Raw genomic sequence first — 17,787 nt, forward strand, 5'->3', positions numbered from 1 at the left:
TGGATAGAACCAGTATTATAGCGGATAGGACGTAATAATGAGCCGATAGAGCGATAACGAAATAAAAATTTAAGTTTGCTTATTGACAATATACCTTATGGGGTATATTATAAATCGCATAAGCAGGTGCAATCAATCGTTTGGAAAGGAGGCGTAAATAAGGGTGGCTTATGGTGTTAAAACTGCAAATCGTGTGAAGCGAATTGAAGGTCAAATGCGTGGTATTCTACGCATGATAGAAGAAGGACAAAATTGTAAAGATGTAATTACGCAGCTATCTGCTGTACGTTCTGCGGTTGATCGAACAATAGGTGTTATTGTTAGTGAAAACCTATTGGATTGTGTAGCAAATGCTGAGGGAGATACGAATAAAATGAATGCTGCCATCCAAGAGGCAATGGATTTAGTTGTAAAAAGTCGATAAATTCAATATACCCATTATCGTATAAAGGGAGCGAATAATAAATATGGAAACATGGATTATTATTGCAATGATCGCAGCATTTTTGTTCTGGCGACTCATGCCAACGAAAGGTGTTCGATCTATTTCAGCAGAACAGTTAAAAACCATGTTGAATGATAAAGATAAGATTTTTATTGATGTACGTACACCAGCTGAATATAAAGGTCGCAATATCCCGCAATTCAAAAATATGCCGCTTGGTTCAAAATTTGACAAGTTACCGAAGGACAAAGAAATTGTTGTGATTTGCCAAAGTGGTATGCGGAGCAATCAGGCATGTAAGCAGCTGAAAAAGCAAGGATTTGAGCGTGTTGTCAATGTTCGTGGTGGTATGAGTGCCTATTAGGAGGAGCGAAAATGAAGGAATTTACGGTGAAAGAAGTCCAACAAGCTATAGAACAAGGAAAAAAGCTAAATCTTATTGATGTAAGAGAGAGTGATGAGGTTGAAGCTGGACATATTCCAGGAATCATTCATATTCCACTTCATCTAATGGAATTTCGAATGCAGGAATTAGATAAAAATAAGTCTTATATTATGGTTTGTCGATCAGGGGCTCGTAGTGGTCGTGCTACTCAATTATTAGCAAGTTATGGCTTTGATGTTGCTAATATGACTGGTGGTATGAGTGCCTGGAAAGGGCAAGTGCAGCAATAGAACAACATATATTTTTTTGTTAAAAATAATACCCTTATAGGTATAAGGAGGTTTTCGTAAATATGAAGGCAGATTTTCAACTTGATGCCAAAGGGCTTTCCTGTCCGATGCCAATTGTGAAAACAAAAAAGGCAATGGCTGAGTTAGTAGATGGTCAGGTTTTAGAAGTATGTGCGACAGACAAAGGTTCAAAGGCTGATCTTATAGCATGGGCTGAAACAGTAGGCCATCAATACATTGGCATGATCGAAACAGATGATGTGTTAAAGCATTATATTCGTAAATGTACAAACGATCGAACAGAAGAAATGACATTTGATCAAACAATTGAGCTAGAGCAAGTTACCAATCGTGAGGGGCTTATCCTGGATGTACGTGAGGAAGCTGAGTTTGCTTTTGGACATATTGAAGGTGCGAAGTCGATTCCTATGGGTGAACTAGAGGCACGTCTTGCAGAGCTTGATAAGGAACAGGAGATTTATGTGATTTGCCGCACAGGAAAACGTAGTGATCTGGCTGCACAAAAGCTAGTATTACATGGTTTTACAAAGGTATTTAACGTCCTGCCGGGAATGACATCTTGGACGGGCGATTTAATAAAAAATATTTAATTGGAGGAATTGATTATGTCAAACAAAGTAGCAATTATTGCAAGTAATGGTGGGTTATTTGATGCGTATAAGGTGTTTAATATTGCAACAGCAGCGGCAGCTTCTGATAAAGAGGTAGCCATCTTCTTTACATTTGAGGGGTTGAACTTTATTCATAAGCAAGGTATGCATGCACTACCAATGCCCGCTGGAGCAGAGCGCTATGCAGAAGGCTTTGCAAAGGCGAATGTGCCAGCTATCCCACAACTGGTGGAGATGGCGCAAGAATTAGGTGTAAAATTTATTGCTTGTCAAATGACGATGGATGTAATGGGCTTATCTACTGATGATTTTATTGAAGGGATAGAGGTTGGTGGAGCTGTAACGTTCCTTGAGTTTGCAAAAGATGCAGCACCTTCACTATCATTCTAATGAATGTCAGATGTAGAGGCGGAAAGTGAGGATAGCTCTCCACTATAAAAATATTGAATATAATACCTATGGGGGTAAGATAAATGTCGGTTCAACAATGGGACGCATCATTCGTTGCTAAAAAGGTTATTCACAATGAAAAGCTGTTTATTTTAGATGTTCGTAATGCGGATGCATTTGAAGACTGGAAAATTGATGGTCATCAATTTGAATATTTAAATATACCGTATTTTGAATTGTTAGATGGAATTGAGGATATTTTACCTAAGATTCCAACAGATAAAGAAGTTTTGGTAGTTTGTGCAAAAGAAGGGTCATCCTTGATGATTGCTGAAATGCTGTCAGAAGCTGGTCGTGACGTTGCTTATTTAGCTGGAGGTATGAAAACTTGGAGTGAATATTTAGAGCCCATTAAAGTTGGTGATTTAACAGGTGGTGGCGAGCTTTACCAATTTGTACGTTTAGGAAAGGGCTGTCTGTCTTATATGGTCATTTCTGAAGGGGAAGCAGCTATTATTGATGCAGTTCGTTTTACAGAGGTGTTTACCAGCTTTGCAGCCCATAAAAAGGTTGAAATTAAACATGTTTTTGATACACATTTACATGCTGATCATATTTCAGGTGGACGTCATATCGCAGAGGCAACTGGTGCGACCTACTATTTACCACCAAAAGATGCAGAAGAGGTTGTGTTCAGCTATGCACCATTAGAGGATGGCATGACTGTCCAAATTGGGGCATCGAACATAGATGTAGGAGCTATCTATTCTCCTGGACATACAATTGGCTCTACCTCTTTTGTTGTTGATAACAACTATTTATTAACAGGAGATATTTTATTTATTGATTCGATTGGGCGTCCAGATTTAGCAGGTCTTGCCGAAGATTGGGTTGGCGATTTACGAGATACACTTTATAAGCGTTATCGTAAATTGTCCGATGAGCTTATTGTATTACCAGCGCATTTTATGATCATTGAAGAGCTTAATGGGGATGGGACGGTTGCAAAACGATTAGGAGATTTATTTGCGCAAAACCATGGCTTAAATATTCGAAATGAAGAAGAGTTTAAGCGTATAGTGACAAATGAATTACCTCCGCAGCCAAATGCCTATCAAGAAATTCGTCAGGTGAATATGGGGAAAATAACACCTACACCAGATGAACAGACAGAGATGGAGATCGGGCCAAATCGCTGTGCCGTACGATAGCACGAGTTAAACAGCATATAAATGAAAGGTAACTATTCTAAAAAATCGGCAAAATCAATGATAATTTTTGCGATGTCAAAGGAGATCATCATGAAGGTAAATTTATATTTAGATGCAAAAGGTTTAACTTGTCCAATGCCGATTGTGAAGATAAAAAAGGCAATGGATACATTAGAGCATGGTGAAATTTTGGAAGTTCATGTGACGGATAAAGGAGCTTTAGCGGATATTCCTGCTTGGGCACAAGCTGGTGGTCATACAATTTTACAGCAAGCTGAAGCTGCTGGCGTCATTACATTTTTAATTCAGAAGGCTTAAGGCTAATGGAGGGTTGTCTATAAAAGTAGAACAGCCCTCTCTTCATCTGGTTAGAAAGAAGGAAATTTGATGGATATTGCATGGGTCATTACCATATTTTTGATCGGTTTTATCGGTTCGTATATATCGGGAATGCTAGGTATTGGCGGTTCAATTATTAAGTATCCAATGCTGTTATATATTCCACCATTGTTTGGTTTTGCAGCATTTTCGGCACATGAGGTATCAGGCATTAGTGCGGTGCAAGTATTTTTTGCCTCGATTGCTGGTGTATGGGCATACCGCAAAGGTGGTTATTTAAATAAATCGCTGATTCTCTATATGGGAGGAGCTATATTAATTGGCAGCTTTGTTGGTAGCTTTGGCTCCTCATTTTTATCAGAATCTGGGGTTAACATTGTCTATGGTATCCTTGCGCTGATTGCAGCGGTCATGATGTTTATCCCGAAAAAACACATAGATGATAAACCAATGCAGGAGGTTACATTTAACAAGCTACTTGCAGCGATATTAGCATTTATTGTTGGGATTGGTTCAGGAATTGTAGGGGCAGCTGGGGGCTTTTTATTAGTACCGATTATGCTCGTGGTTCTAGGTATCCCAACACGTATGACTATTGCGACTAGCCTTGCCATTACGTTTATTTCCTCAATAGGAGGTACAATAGGAAAGTTAATGACAGGTCAAGTTGATTATTATCCAGCGCTCCTCATGATTATAGCCAGTCTTATTGCAGCTCCTCTTGGTGCAAAAGCAGGGAAAAGCATCCATACAAAAATCTTACAAGTAATTTTAGCAGGACTTATTTTAGCAACTGCCATTAAAATATGGATGGATATATTGATGGTCTAAAAAATAGCAAAAGGGATGCTCTCACACAGGCATCTCTTTTTTGTATGGGAGCAGGTTTGGGTATATGAAATTGCTAAGAGGGTTTTGGTAAAAGAAAGTTGATGCCTAAATTTGCTATACTAGCGGTAGGAGGAAATGGAGGTGGCCCTGTTGGTTTTTTTGAAATTTCTGTCTCAGATCATCCTCGTATCGGGATTGATTTATATTGTTAGTGGACGCTTAGTTGGTTCAACGATTCATTTTATGCGCAGAGTGCTGTCCGTTGTGATTAGTGTAACGTTAACTTCTTTTGTTTATTGGTATTCGTATTTGCGCCATACTGATTTTTTATCAGAAACGATGATGCAAACTGTTACAGAGGTCAGTACACTGATTTGGATTGGAAGCATGCTACTTATTTCAATGTTGCTTTATTTAGTTTTCGAGCTATTTGATTCAAGTGGTATTACGGCTGGAGAGCGCCGCAATGGCCAAAAATCATTGCTATTTCGACTGCGTAGTTACTGGCGACAGCAGAAGCGCTTACGTCAGGTGCTGCGGATTGCTGTAACCAATGGTGTTGTACAAACGATTAAATATGCGAGACAGCGTGAAAATGAAAAAGAGCTTGCCGTTGCACTACGAGCGACCTTAGAGCAATGTGGCGGGATTTTCATTAAATTTGGACAGGTCTTATCAACACGTAAAGAATTATTTACACCAGTATTTATCGAAGAATTAGAAAGACTGCAACACCGTGTAAAGCCTTTACCAGCTGAGCAGGTAACAAAAATTTTAGAAAGCTCACTCCCTCAACCAAGCAATGAGGTATTTAGCCAATTTCAAATGGAGCCCATTGCATCAGCTTCTATTGGGCAGGTGCATAAAGCACGACTAAAAAATTATGATGAGGTTGTTGTTAAGCTACTGCGTCCGGAAGTGAAGGGGATTATGCGTGATGATCTTGAGATTTTGGAGGAATTCGCCAATTGGCTAACGGCAAAATCAACGTGGGCAGAGTCACTAGGCTTTCGAGAGCTAGCTGTTGGCTTTGCCGATGGGTTACGTGAGGAAATCCATTTAGATATTGAGGTACGTAATACATTGCAGGTGAAGAATGCGCTGGCTAAAAGTGACTATCAGGTTCGAATTCCTAAGATTTATACGACATATAGCAATGAAAATATTATTGTAATGGAGTATATTCGTGGACAAAGTGTAGCAGATGGCGCATCTGAATTTAAGCGTTTATCGATTAATCGCAGACAATTTGCTAGAACAATACTCTATTCTTTTTTTGAGCAGATGCTTTTTTCTGGTATTTTTCATGCAGACCCACATCCAGGAAATATTTATATTGATGAAAAAGATGGTACCCCGGTTTTGCTTGATTTTGGGGCAGTGGGACGCTTAGGAGCGACACAGCAAGAGGGCTTAAAGCTATTTTTAATGGGCATTCAGCTCAATGATTCAAGCATCCTCTATGATGGCCTAACATTACTAGTGGAAAATGCAGATCATGCGGAACGTGCAAGGATGGAGCAGGCGATTGATCAAATTTTATTAAAAATTTCTTATGTAGATCGTATACCAACTGAGGAATTAATTCATGCATTATTTATGGTTGTACGTGATTTTGGATTAGCCTTCTATCCTGCTGTAGGATTGGCGCTTCGTTCTTTGGTGACACTTGATGGTACATTACGTGTAATTGATTCACGTTTTGATATTTTTACAGAGGCAAAGGATTTTTCTGCTACTTATATGCGAGCATCTTTACTAAAGCCCTTTAAAGAACCAATGGCGACAAAGGAACGTCTACAAGAAGAGCTATCCATGCTCATTCCAACATTAAGAAAAATGCCAAGAAGAGTTGACCAGCTTATTCAGCGTGTTGAAAGTGGAAAAATTATTTTACATCATGATGTGTTTTCAGATGAGCATAATGCCCGTTTTATTACCCATTTATTTGCTCGTTTTGTGCTACTACTCGTTGGGATTACATTTGGCATTATATCTGTGGCGCTGTTAGCTATTTCGCAATTTATTCACGATTCCTATGCCATCTACTTGAACACCGCAGCATATTTAGGCTTATTTTTATGTGCAATTTTATTAGTAAGATTGTCCATACAGGCATTGCGATCAATGAAACAATAGGTAGGGAATTTTTTCTTTACCTTTTTTCTTTTATAAAAACTTTAGAGAAATGTTACAAAAACATTACAAAATTATATATAGGTCTATTGTCGAATAAGCGAACAATGACGTTAGATAGAAGAATGTTGTATTTTGTAGAATAAATAATTAATTGTGCAAATATTACAGAAATATTTCGAGTTTTACTAATGTGTTAAATAGATACGAAATAGTATAAAAGTTATGTTAATAATGCTAAACTTTAAAAGGCTGAGATAAATATAAGAACAATTGATTAAAATAAAAATCGTTCAAGTGATGAGTAGAGAATACCAAGAGCGAAATTGATAGATGAAAGGGAATGAAGAAAACGTGGGTAAGCGCAATAAATGGCGTAAGTCGATGGTGCTAACGTTGGCACTAGCGGGCGGCTTATTATTTAATACAATTCAACCAACAGAAGTTCATGCTGAAGAGACTTCTCAACAAATGATCGAGAAAAAGGCACAAATAGATGCTGAAGTTAAAAAATTACAAGAAGAATTAACAAAATTACAAAAAGAGATCGACGCAAAAGTAAAAGTTTTTAACCAAGTACAAGCTGAAATTAAAGAAGTGGATGCAAGTATTGTTGAAACAAAAAAACGTATTGAGCAACGTTCTAAAATCTTAAGTGAACGTATGGCTGCCTATCAAGCACAAGATAACACAGTAGGCGTTTATTTAAACGTTGTGCTTGAAGCAAAAAGCTTCGCAGATTTAATGGACCGTGTTGTAGCCGTAAAAACATTAATGGATGCTGACCAAGAATTAGTGGATCAACAGGAAGCGGATAAAGCTATCTTAGAGCAACAAAAAGCGACATTAGATGAAAAACAAAAAGAGCTTCAAAAACAATTCCAAGAGCTTCAACAAAAAGAGAGCGAAATGGAAGTGAAAAAGGCTGAAAATGAAGCCAAATCGCTTGCATTAAAAGCTCAAATTGCAACAAAGCAGGAAGAGGAGCGTTTAGAGGCAGAGCGTAAGGCAGCGGAAGAAGAGGCAGCTCGTCTACGTGCACTGCAAGCAGCAACACCAGTTGTTCAAAATGGTGCATCACAACAAATCGCTGTTGGCTCAGGTGCTGGTACGGCATCGTCAGGCGGTGCTATTGCAACAGCTAAGCAGTTCCTAGGTCGTTCATATGTTTGGGGTGGTAGCAATCCATCAACAGGCTTTGACTGCTCAGGTCTTGTGCAATGGTCTTACAAACAAGCAGGCGTTTCATTACCACGTACTGCATCACAACAATATTTATCAACACAGCGTATTTCAGCAAGTGAAGCACGTGTTGGTGACTTAGTATTCTTTAGCTATGGCTCAGGTGTAGCCCACGTAGGTATTTACTTAGGCAATAACACAATGATCAACGCTCAAAATAAGGGTGTTGTTATTGAATCACTTGACTGGTGGAATCAATACTTAGTAGGTTTTGGTCGTATTTAATAAACATCAACATTATAAAAAGGTCATCTTTGTAAAATAACATACAAAGATGACCTTTTTTAAATTTTAAACTTTAGCTTAATAACACCTGTTTCTTTTAATGCAATAAAGAAAATAATCACGAAAGGTCCGACTAAAAGACCGATAATGCCAAATAGTTTGAGACCAATAAACATAGCAATAAGGGTGGGCAACGTAGATAAGCCAATATGCTCTCCCATTAGTTTAGGCTCGACTACACGACGAATAATGAGTAAAATAACAGCTAGGATGAATAATTTTACAGAAATCGCTGTGTTTCCCATCAATAAATGATAGAGCCCCCATGGAGCCAAAATAATAATAGAACCAAGAAATGGAATAATATCAATAAGCCATATAATGATAGTCATTGTAATAGCGTATTTAGGCTGGATTAGCAGTAGCCCGATAAGCGTTACGCCTCCAATAATAAAGCTAACCAATAAGTGTGCCTTCATATAGCCAACTGTTGCATCCTTTAAGCGGTTTATAATAATTTTTATTTTTTGTGCAGTGTTAGGCTTTAAATAGTTATAGGTCATTTGCTTTAATTTAGGTAAATCTAGCATAAAAAGAAATAGGGCAATCATATAAACGAGAAGACTGATAAATAGGTTTGGAATCTCAGAAAACAAGGTTGAAACTTTGCTATAATTAAAGAAGTCTAAAAAGGATTCTTCTATTTTTTTGATGAAGTCCATTGTAGTGTGTTGAAGCGAGGCACTTACTTCAGGTGGAAAGTCTTCCGTGTATTTAGAAATATTTTCTTGCATATGAAGCCACATATCTGATAGCTTGGAAATATAGTAAGGAGCCTGCTTTGATACTAAAATGATTTGCGACATCATCTGTGTAATGGAAAAATAACAAATAACAGAAATTAGGATAACATTTAATATATAAATAACAGCAACTGCAATTTTTCTCGACATTTTCCATCGTCTTTTAAAGAACATCACCAGTGGCTCTAAGAGAAATGCACTAATACCTGCGAGTAGTAAAGGCATAGATACAGGGATGATAAAATAAGCAGCTACACTTAGGGAAAGAATCACAAGTAATCGAAAAAGCCATTTCCTAATATTCAATTTATTCATAAACTCACCTTCTTTGCGACAAAAATTAAGTTAAGTGTACCATAAATAAAAATGTAATAGGTTCTGAAACAATAAAGGTAGGGATATATTATGGAAAAAGAGATTTTGCAACTTTTTAGTAATCTAACAGAGCGTGACCAAGCTACTCAATATGAATCCTATGAGAAATTGCTGAAGATTATGGAAGAACCTGTGGATTGGACATATGGCGTTTGGGAACAGCTTATTCAAGCTCTTACATATAGCAATCATCATTCTCGCGCACGTGCAGCACAAATTTTATGTGCTTTAGCTGCTAAAAGTGATCCAGAGGAAAGAGTATTAGAGGATTTTTTAAAAATTTGGGCAGTAACCTATGACGATAAAACAACTACAGCAAGACTTACATTACAGGCTATTTGGAAAATTGGTCTAGCAGGTCCAGTACAAAGAGACTTAGTCGTATCATATTTAGCGAAAAGATTTCAAACATGCTTAGACGAGAAACATCCAACGCTTATCCGCTATGATATTATTGTATCTTTTAAAAATTTATATGTTGAATTACATGATCCAAAATTATTAGAGATTGCCTATCGTTTAATCGACGAGGAGCAAGAAATTCAATCTAAAAGAAAATACAAGTCAGCCATCCGTTCAAAGTAATGAGATGGTTTTTTTATTGCCATGAATAAACAAGGTAAATATTACTTTGTATTAATATTTCTGTATTTTCTACTTGTTCTCTAATGGCGATGTGGTATGATAAGTTTGTAATACATCACTTTCTAAGGAGGTGAAAAAATGAAGCGAAAATGGGGCTTGTTAATTGGTTTTACTTTTGTAGCAGGTGTAGCAGTTGGTTTTAATGCAAATGATGCAGAAACACAGCAAGAAAAAGCGCAGCATGGTCAAGAGTCTTGGATTCAAACTAATGATTCTTCATCAACTGACATTGCACGTAGCGTGAAACGTCCTTCGATTTTGTCATAAATTTATCAATGATATCACTAGTGAAAAAGGAAAATTGAATTTTCTCTTTTTTTATAGTTGAATATTACTTTTTAGTAATATAAAATAAAATTAGAAAGAGCTGCCAACGTAGTAATATAGGTACTTGGACAAAATAAATATTGTTTATTTTTATAGTATTATATTACTTTATAATAATATAAAAAGAGGCAGCCTTTTAATTTTTTTGAAAGCGAGGTGAGCAGCGATGATGTACCCACCGTCACCATCAATTCCTCAGGATCTTAAACGAGGCTCAGGCATTGGAAGGTAAGATGAAAAGTAATGGCAGGATGAGGAATTGATGTATATTGGGCGTATAGAAATAAGCGTAAAATAGCATTGCTTCCGCCACCTGCCGATACATCTCATCGGAACAATGTACGTAGTAGAAAATAAGTAGCTAACTAACAACCGCTACAAAATGTATTATTTGAAGGTCTGGCTTATTGAGTCAGGCCTTAAGTTATTGGAATTTTACTAGGAAAGGATGCTTATGGTGCATAAATCTTTGCTCTATATCATGCCTCCATGTAACAACAAAACTACTATAGAAAGAAAGGAGATTCTACATGCAACGAAAAACAAAACAAGCCCTGGCGTTTATAGCAATTGTTGCCTTGTTTATGCAAACGCTATTTGGTAGTTTACCAGCCATGGCAACAGGAAATCTGTCCCCCTTGCATATCACAATGACAACAAACGGACAACCATATAATGAAGGGGACACTGCCACAAGCCCTGTAGAAGTACAGGTAACAACGACCTCTGGCGATAGCGCAGGAATTGAAATTTCACAAGATGCGCGCACAACATGGCAGCCCTTTGACGATACACAGCCATTGGTTATCACAGAGGAAGGCAAGCATGAGCTATGGTTCCGCCTAGCAGATGTGGAGGAAAGACGTATTATCAAAATTGGTTCGCAGCTAGCGCAACCTTTGCGAATGACAAGTGCGATTATTTATGTTACAGAAGATGGAAATGGAAATAAAGATGGCACAAGCTGGACAGATGCTTTTGGAGATTTGCAGGAGGCACTTGTTGAAGCATCTACTATGGCACAACCTGTACAAATTTGGGTGGCAGCAGGCACATATAAACCGACAGAGCAAATAGATTCAAGTGACCCACGTACTGCGACCTTCCAAATGCAAAATAATGTAGCGATTTATGGTGGCTTTGATGGAACAGAAATTAATTTAGCAGCACGTGATTGGGAAAATAATGAAACGATTTTAAGCGGTGATATTGGGACAGTAGGTGATAACACCGATAATGTCTACCATGTATTTTATCATCCCGCTGGCTTGGATTTAGATGAAACAGCGATTTTAGATGGTGTAACTATTAAAGAAGGAAATGCAGATATCAATTCAGATGAACTACAGGATCCGATAGATATAGATGATCCAGATGATCCACATAATTATGGAGGCGGTATGCACAATAATGGTGGTAGCCCAACACTACAGAATGTGACGTTTGAGAGTAACACAGCAAATGCAGGAGGTGGCGTGTACAATGCGAGTAGTAGTCCAACGCTAAAAAATGTAACGTTCAGTAACAATGAAGTAGATTGGCAAGGCGGCGGTATGGTCAATGAGGCTAATAGTACCCCAATACTAACAGAAGTGATATTTGAGAGTAACATAGCGGATTTGGGAGGTGGCATGGCCAATGAGGAGAGTAACCCGACGCTAACAGAAGTGACGTTTAAGAGCAACATTGCATATGTCGGAGGCGGTGGCATGTACAATGAGCCTAATAGTAGCCCAACGCTAACGAAAGTGACGTTTGAGAGTAACGAAGCAGCTTTGGGAGGTGGCATGTTTAATGGGGGTAAGAGTAGCCCAACACTAACGGAAGTGACGTTCAGTAGCAACGTAGCATTTTTCGAAGGCGGCGGCATGTTCAATATGTCTAATAGTACCCCAACACTAACGGAAGTGACATTTGATAAAAATACAGCAGAGAGTGGCGGCGGTATGTACAATGAGAATAGTAGCCCAGCGCTAACGGGAGTGACGTTCAGTAGCAACACAGCAGCAAATGAAGGAGGCGGCATGTACAATCTGGGCAGTAGCCCAATGTTAACGAATGTGATATTCAGTAGCAACACAGCGGAATTGGGCGGCGGCATGTACAATGAGGAGTTTATCCCAGCTGATAGTAATAGCCCAATTGAGGAGAGTAGCCCAATGCTAATTAATGTCACAATGAGTGGCAATGAAACAAAATCAGCGAATAAAGGCAGTATCTATGGTGGTAATCCCCGAATATCCAATAGTATCATTGTTGGTAATAATAATGGAGAACCAGCACTTCATTCAGACGTTATAGGTACGATTGAAAATAGCTTATTGGATGTAGAGGAAAGTGGGACGGTTGTAGCGAAATTTCATGCGAATGGAGATATACAAACCGAAACATATACACCTACAGACATCTTTTTAGATCCAGCTAATCAAGACTATCGACTAAAAATAAAATCACCAGCTATTGATAAAGGAAATACAACGACTTATAAAGATATAGAAAAAGAGCTACTAGACAGGGCTTCAACCGAGGAACTAAAGGGGATACTAAGCAGGGCACTACAGACAGACCTAGCGGAGAGACCACGTATCCAAGGAAGAGCTATTGATTTAGGCGCATATGAGGCTACTACTTATTACGTAGACTACCATCCAAATAATGCAATGAATGGTACAGTGCCAAAAGATGACCAAATATATGAAGAAAATGATGAAGTGACAGTGCAAGGCAATAGTGGTGATCTGACAAGAGTAGGCTATACATTTGCCGATTGGAACACGCAAGTAGATGGGAAAGGAACATCATACAAAGCAAATGATACGTTTCGAGTGACAACGAATACCACACTGTATGCCCAATGGATAACGAATAACTATACAGTAACCTTTGAACCCAATGGTGGTAGTGATGTTGCCGAACAACAGGTTCCATATAATGAGAGGGTAATTGAACCACCTATGCCAAGCAAACAAGGTCATACATTTGTTGGCTGGTATAAGGATTCAAGGTTCACAATGAAATGGGATTTTACGGCAGATGTTGTAACTGAGGCGATTACATTGTATGCCAAGTGGCAAGTCAATTCAAATCCACCACCAGCAGATGGGGGCAGTAATACGACACCTATCTCAAATGACAATTCGCCATCTGAAAAGGTAAAAATCACCTTGCATACAAATGGTGGCACAGCGATTGCACCAATTGATATTGCCTATAATACAAAAATTAGTGACTTACCTGTCCCAACAAGGGAAGGCTATCGCTTTGATGGCTGGTATCAGGATGAGGAATTAACAAAGCCATGGGCAGCGGATACGGTGCTGCGTGAAAATATTTCGCTCTATGCCAAATGGACGGCAATGCCTGTAGAAGAGCCTGAACCACCGCAAGAGCCACAACCTGAACCACCAAAGCTAACCGTGACGTTTAGCGATATCGAACGCCATTGGGCAAAAGAAATGATTGAGGAGCTAGCGACAGAAGGCATTATTCAAGGCTTTGAGGACGGTACTTTCCGACCGAATGAATCGATTAGCCGCATGCATGTCGCAGCATTACTCACAAGAGCATTTTCTTTTGAACAAGTAAGAGAAGGTAATGATTTCAAGGATGTTTCTCCAACTCATCCTTATTATAAAGCCATCATGGCCCTACAGCAGGCGGGTATTGTGGATGGGACAAATGGTGCGTTCCTGCCAAACGAAAGGATGACAAGAGCACAATTGGCAAAGGTGCTAGTAGGTTTAATGGGACGAACACCTGAAGGTATAAGTTCTTTTGCGGATGTAGACCAGAAGCATTGGAGTGCAGGCTATATTGCGGTGTTAGAGCAAGAAGGTATTGCACTTGGAGATAATGGTAAATTCCGACCGAATGACCCTGTTACACGTGCACAGTTTATTACATTTTTATATCGTGTGATACAAACAGTAGATAAGTAAGGTATAACAAAATATAAATAATTTAGCCCCTTATAATATTAATTCTATTGCTAATACTGAAAGGGAGATTTTGTTCATACTAGATATGTCCCTCGATTTGGTTATTGATTAGCCTAAATAACGTCACTAGTGAAAAAATTAAATTTTCTCTTTTTTATAGTTGAATATTACTTTTTAGTAACATAAAATAAGGTTAGAAAGAAATACCTATCATCATTGCTATTCAATTGATTGAATAAGAGAGAATCAGGAAAAAGAATTGCTGCAACCATATAGTAATATAGGTGCTTGGGTAAAATAAATATTATTTATTTTTATAGCACTATATTACTTATAAATAATATAAATTGAGGCAGCTTTTTAATTTATTGAAAGTGAGGTGAAAAGTAATGGCGGGTGGAAGGGCTGCTGCATATTGAGTGTATACAAATAAGCGTAAAGTAGCGCTGTATCTACCGCCTGCAAATACACCTTATGGAGATACTGTATGCAGGAGAAAATAAGTAGCTAAATAGTAGCTGTTACAAAGCGTATTATTTTAAGGTCTGGCTTATTGAGTCAGGCCTTAAATTATAGGAATTTTACTAGGAAAGGCTGTTTACGATGCTTAAACCAGTGTATGAGTTGGAAAATGTAACCCTTTACTATAAAAAAGGTAAGTTTAAAGCAAATGATGATATTTCACTAACGATCTATCAAGGAGAAATTATTGGGATATTGGGTCCGAATGGGGCAGGGAAAACAACGTTGATTAAGCAAATGATTGGTCAATTAGCACCAACAAGAGGGTCAGTGAAATTTCGGGGATATGAGGTGTCACGACATGTAAAGGATGTTATTCAACAAATTGCTTATTATTCACAGGAGACCTTTGCCTTATCATTTTTAAAAACAAAAGAAGCTCTTTATTTTACAGGCAGACTAAAAGGGCTATCTAAAAAGGAGGCTAAGCAACAGACGGATGCTATTTTGCAACGATTAGGGATGTACGAATATCGGGATAAAATATTATCGAAGCTTTCTGGTGGGCAGCGACGGCTCATTAGCTTTGGCACAACATTGATTGGCCAGGCATCTGTAATGATTTTAGATGAACCTACAAATGAATTGGATCCATTAAAGCGAAAATTAGTATGGGATATTATTCGTGAGCTAAATCAAAAAGGCACGACGATTATTTTAGTGACCCATAATATTTTAGAAGCTGAGAAGGTTGTGCATCGTGTAGCTGTTGTAGATCATGGCAAGCTTTTAGCGCTTGATCATATCGAAAATTTGAAGAAAAGAGTGGACCAAAGAATGCGTGTTGAAATTTATGCGCAGGAGGCTGCTGTTCAAAAAATCCGAGATCGGCTGAAGGCTTTTGGCAATGTCGAAATAGTGGAGGATGCAAAGCTCACAATGGCACTTGAAAAAAGTGCTGTCCGTACAGTGATTGACATTATTCAGGATGAGTCTTTAAACATTAACCAGTATTCATTACTACCCCCAAGCCTAGAGGATGTCTATTCAATGCTCCAAAAGCAGCGGGGAGGCGAATAGTGCATGAGAACAATGAATGTTTTTACACAATTTTTTGTTGAGTTAGTTATTCTTTTTCGAATCCAAATTGCCATTGTGCGGCATCAATTGCTATGGATTATTGCGATGTCTGCCATTTTTCCGATCGTTACGTTAATTTTTATGGAATTTTTACTTGGAGAAACAAATCCAGAGCAATTGGCACGCTTAATTATCGGCAATATGATTTTTAGTATTTTACTAATGGGCATGAATATTTTAGGGCAGGATATCTCCTATCAAAAATTTGGAGGCTATTTTACTTATTATTCATCACTGCCCATTCGTAAGATGAATTTTATTTTGTCTTTGTTATTTTATGGTATTTTAACGTCGTCGCCATCCTTTATTATTGTCTTTACTTTAGGTCAGCGAATTTATGGCGTGGATTTGCATTTTGAATGGTTACTGTTGCCAATTTCCTTCCTAGCTATTTTTAGTGTTGTTGGGATTGGTGTATTAATGGGCTTTTTATCGCCAAATCCTCAATTTACAAATGTTGTTGCACAGTTCCTCTTGATGTTTGTTACTTTTTTGACACCTGTAATGATTGAACTCAAAGACTTGCCTGTTATTCTTCAATGGATTTCCTATGTACTGCCGACAACGTATGTTGCAAATGTATTGCACAGTATGTTAACGGTTGGCTGGACGGAATCTACCTTAGGAGAGGTGCTGATTTTAATTATTTTTTCCTGTGCTTCCTATTTATTAATAAGTAAAAAAATACATTGGCGTGTGCAATAGAATAAATAATAGGAGTTTTATAGAATGAAAAATTTCGAGGATAGGCTAGATAAGTATGCTGAGCTGGTCATTAAGGTAGGTATCAATATTCAGCAAGGGCAGATATTGGTTATTTCTGCATCCATTAATACTGCTGATTTTGTTAGAAAGGTTTGCCGCTATGCCTATCTTAATGGCGCTCATTATGTTTATGTAAAGTGGAATGATGAAAAATTATTGCGGCTTGAATGTGAGTTAATGAGTGAGCAAGGCTTAGAATATACACCTGATTGGCTTGTAAAAGGCTATGAGGAGATGGCGAATGAGGGGGCAGCTTTTCTTTATATTCTTTCTCCTCATTTACAGGATATAAAAGGGATAGATCCTGCGAGACTAGATAAAATGGAATATGCTGCGGCGATGGCTTTTCGCCCTTTTACTGAAAAATTAACGAGTATGCAGGTAAGCTGGACGGTTATTGCGCTTCCTACAGAGGCATGGGCTGCAACTATTTTTCCAAAGATGGAGCCAAATGATAGACTAGAACGGCTATGGGAGGAATTGTTTAAAATATTGAAATTGGATAGTGAAAATCCAATCCTCGCATGGGAGCAGCATATGAAACGGTTAAATAAAAGAGCGGCATTATTAAACGATATGCATTTTCGATATTTACATTTTAAAGCTGAGGGCACGGATCTAACAATCGAGCTACCACAGCATCATCATTGGGTTCACGGGATGGAAAAAAACAACAATGGCATCCCATTTATTTGTAATATACCCACAGAAGAAATTTATACAACACCACTTAAAACGGGCGTTAATGGTGTAGTAAAAAATACGAGACCATTAGTTTATGATGGGCAAATTATTGATGACTTTACGTTTATATTTAAAGATGGAAAGATTATTGACTATACGACTAAAAGCGGCTTGGACGCTTTGCAAGGTATTCTAAAGGCGGATGAAGGTGCCAAATATATTGGTGAGGTTGCGTTAGTTTCCCATGATTCTGCGATCTCAGCAAGTAATTTGATGTTTTACCATGCTTTATTCGATGAAAATGCATCCTGTCATTTAGCGATTGGGCAAGGCTATATCTCAGGCTTACAAGAGGAACATAGAGCAAATGATGCCAGTAGCATTAATTCGAGTATGATTCATATTGATTTTATGATTGGCTCTGAGCATTTACATGTTAACGGGATAAGCGAGGATGGTTCGGTAAAAGCGATTTTAGTGAAGGGTAAGTGGGAAACGGATTTTAATATTTAGGAGGGGTGC

Annotated in this window: 17 protein-coding genes; 16 read left to right on the plus strand and 1 reads right to left on the minus strand. The window is 38.2% G+C overall.

The annotated features are described in order from the left end of the window. The first annotated feature begins 163 nt into the window (after nt 1–163). From ADM90_RS21235 to ADM90_RS21280, 10 genes are all read left to right on the plus strand, one after another. Complete coding sequence (locus tag ADM90_RS21235; protein ID WP_083448651.1) at nt 164–424, plus strand: metal-sensitive transcriptional regulator; 261 nt, start codon at nt 164–166, stop codon at nt 422–424. A 43-nt stretch (nt 425–467) separates the two neighbouring features. Next, nucleotides 468–809, plus strand: a complete 342-nt coding sequence (locus tag ADM90_RS21240; RefSeq protein ID WP_053996869.1) for a rhodanese-like domain-containing protein — start codon at nt 468–470, stop codon at nt 807–809. Nucleotides 810–820: 11 nt separating this feature from the next. Further along, nucleotides 821–1,120, plus strand: a complete 300-nt coding sequence (locus ADM90_RS21245) for a rhodanese-like domain-containing protein (protein WP_053996870.1) — start codon at nt 821–823, stop codon at nt 1,118–1,120. A gap of 62 nt (nt 1,121–1,182) precedes the next feature. After that, nucleotides 1,183–1,731, plus strand: a complete 549-nt coding sequence (locus ADM90_RS21250; RefSeq protein ID WP_053996871.1) for a sulfurtransferase TusA family protein — start codon at nt 1,183–1,185, stop codon at nt 1,729–1,731. 15 nt (nt 1,732–1,746) lie between these two features. After that, nucleotides 1,747–2,142, plus strand: a complete 396-nt coding sequence (locus ADM90_RS21255; protein ID WP_053996872.1) for a DsrE/DsrF/DrsH-like family protein — start codon at nt 1,747–1,749, stop codon at nt 2,140–2,142. A gap of 83 nt (nt 2,143–2,225) precedes the next feature. Further along, nucleotides 2,226–3,353 carry an MBL fold metallo-hydrolase gene (locus tag ADM90_RS21260; protein WP_053996873.1) on the plus strand — a complete coding sequence of 376 codons (1,128 nt, stop codon included), beginning with the start codon at nt 2,226–2,228 and terminating at the stop codon, nt 3,351–3,353. A gap of 90 nt (nt 3,354–3,443) precedes the next feature. Beyond that, nucleotides 3,444–3,671 (plus strand): sulfurtransferase TusA family protein, encoded by a 228-nt coding sequence (locus ADM90_RS21265; protein WP_053996874.1) that lies wholly within the window; start codon nt 3,444–3,446, stop codon nt 3,669–3,671. 69 nt (nt 3,672–3,740) lie between these two features. Then, nucleotides 3,741–4,523 (plus strand): sulfite exporter TauE/SafE family protein, encoded by a 783-nt coding sequence (locus tag ADM90_RS21270; protein WP_053996875.1) that lies wholly within the window; start codon nt 3,741–3,743, stop codon nt 4,521–4,523. A gap of 150 nt (nt 4,524–4,673) precedes the next feature. Further along, entirely contained in the window at nt 4,674–6,662 is a 1,989-nt protein-coding gene (locus ADM90_RS21275; protein WP_053996989.1) for an ABC1 kinase family protein, read from the plus strand. Between the two features lie 330 nt (nt 6,663–6,992). Further along, entirely contained in the window at nt 6,993–8,126 is a 1,134-nt protein-coding gene (locus tag ADM90_RS21280; RefSeq protein WP_053996876.1) for a C40 family peptidase, read from the plus strand. Between the two features lie 59 nt (nt 8,127–8,185). Here the strand turns inward: ADM90_RS21280 and ytvI are convergent, their stop codons facing one another. Next, a complete protein-coding gene (gene ytvI, locus ADM90_RS21285; protein WP_053996877.1) occupies nt 8,186–9,244 on the minus strand; it encodes a sporulation integral membrane protein YtvI in 1,059 nt (352 codons plus the stop codon). A gap of 90 nt (nt 9,245–9,334) precedes the next feature. Between ytvI and ADM90_RS21290 the strand changes: the two genes are divergently transcribed. From ADM90_RS21290 to ADM90_RS21315, 6 genes are all read left to right on the plus strand, one after another. Continuing rightward, nucleotides 9,335–9,889 (plus strand): hypothetical protein, encoded by a 555-nt coding sequence (locus tag ADM90_RS21290; RefSeq protein ID WP_053996878.1) that lies wholly within the window; start codon nt 9,335–9,337, stop codon nt 9,887–9,889. A gap of 138 nt (nt 9,890–10,027) precedes the next feature. Further along, nucleotides 10,028–10,216 (plus strand): hypothetical protein, encoded by a 189-nt coding sequence (locus ADM90_RS21295; RefSeq protein WP_053996879.1) that lies wholly within the window; start codon nt 10,028–10,030, stop codon nt 10,214–10,216. Nucleotides 10,217–10,806: 590 nt separating this feature from the next. Beyond that, nucleotides 10,807–14,214, plus strand: a complete 3,408-nt coding sequence (locus ADM90_RS24090; protein ID WP_083448652.1) for an InlB B-repeat-containing protein — start codon at nt 10,807–10,809, stop codon at nt 14,212–14,214. Between the two features lie 603 nt (nt 14,215–14,817). Continuing rightward, on the plus strand, nt 14,818–15,756 hold the full coding sequence (locus tag ADM90_RS21305; RefSeq protein ID WP_053996880.1) for an ABC transporter ATP-binding protein: 939 nt from the start codon (nt 14,818–14,820) through the stop codon (nt 15,754–15,756). Between the two features lie 3 nt (nt 15,757–15,759). Then, on the plus strand, nt 15,760–16,521 hold the full coding sequence (locus ADM90_RS21310) for an ABC transporter permease (protein WP_235473772.1): 762 nt from the start codon (nt 15,760–15,762) through the stop codon (nt 16,519–16,521). Nucleotides 16,522–16,545: 24 nt separating this feature from the next. Further along, on the plus strand, nt 16,546–17,778 hold the full coding sequence (locus ADM90_RS21315) for an aminopeptidase (RefSeq protein WP_053996881.1): 1,233 nt from the start codon (nt 16,546–16,548) through the stop codon (nt 17,776–17,778). The last annotated feature ends 9 nt before the right edge of the window (nt 17,779–17,787 follow it).

Source organism: Lysinibacillus macroides, assembly GCF_001281525.1.
Taxonomy (GTDB): domain Bacteria; phylum Bacillota; class Bacilli; order Bacillales_A; family Planococcaceae; genus Lysinibacillus; species Lysinibacillus macroides.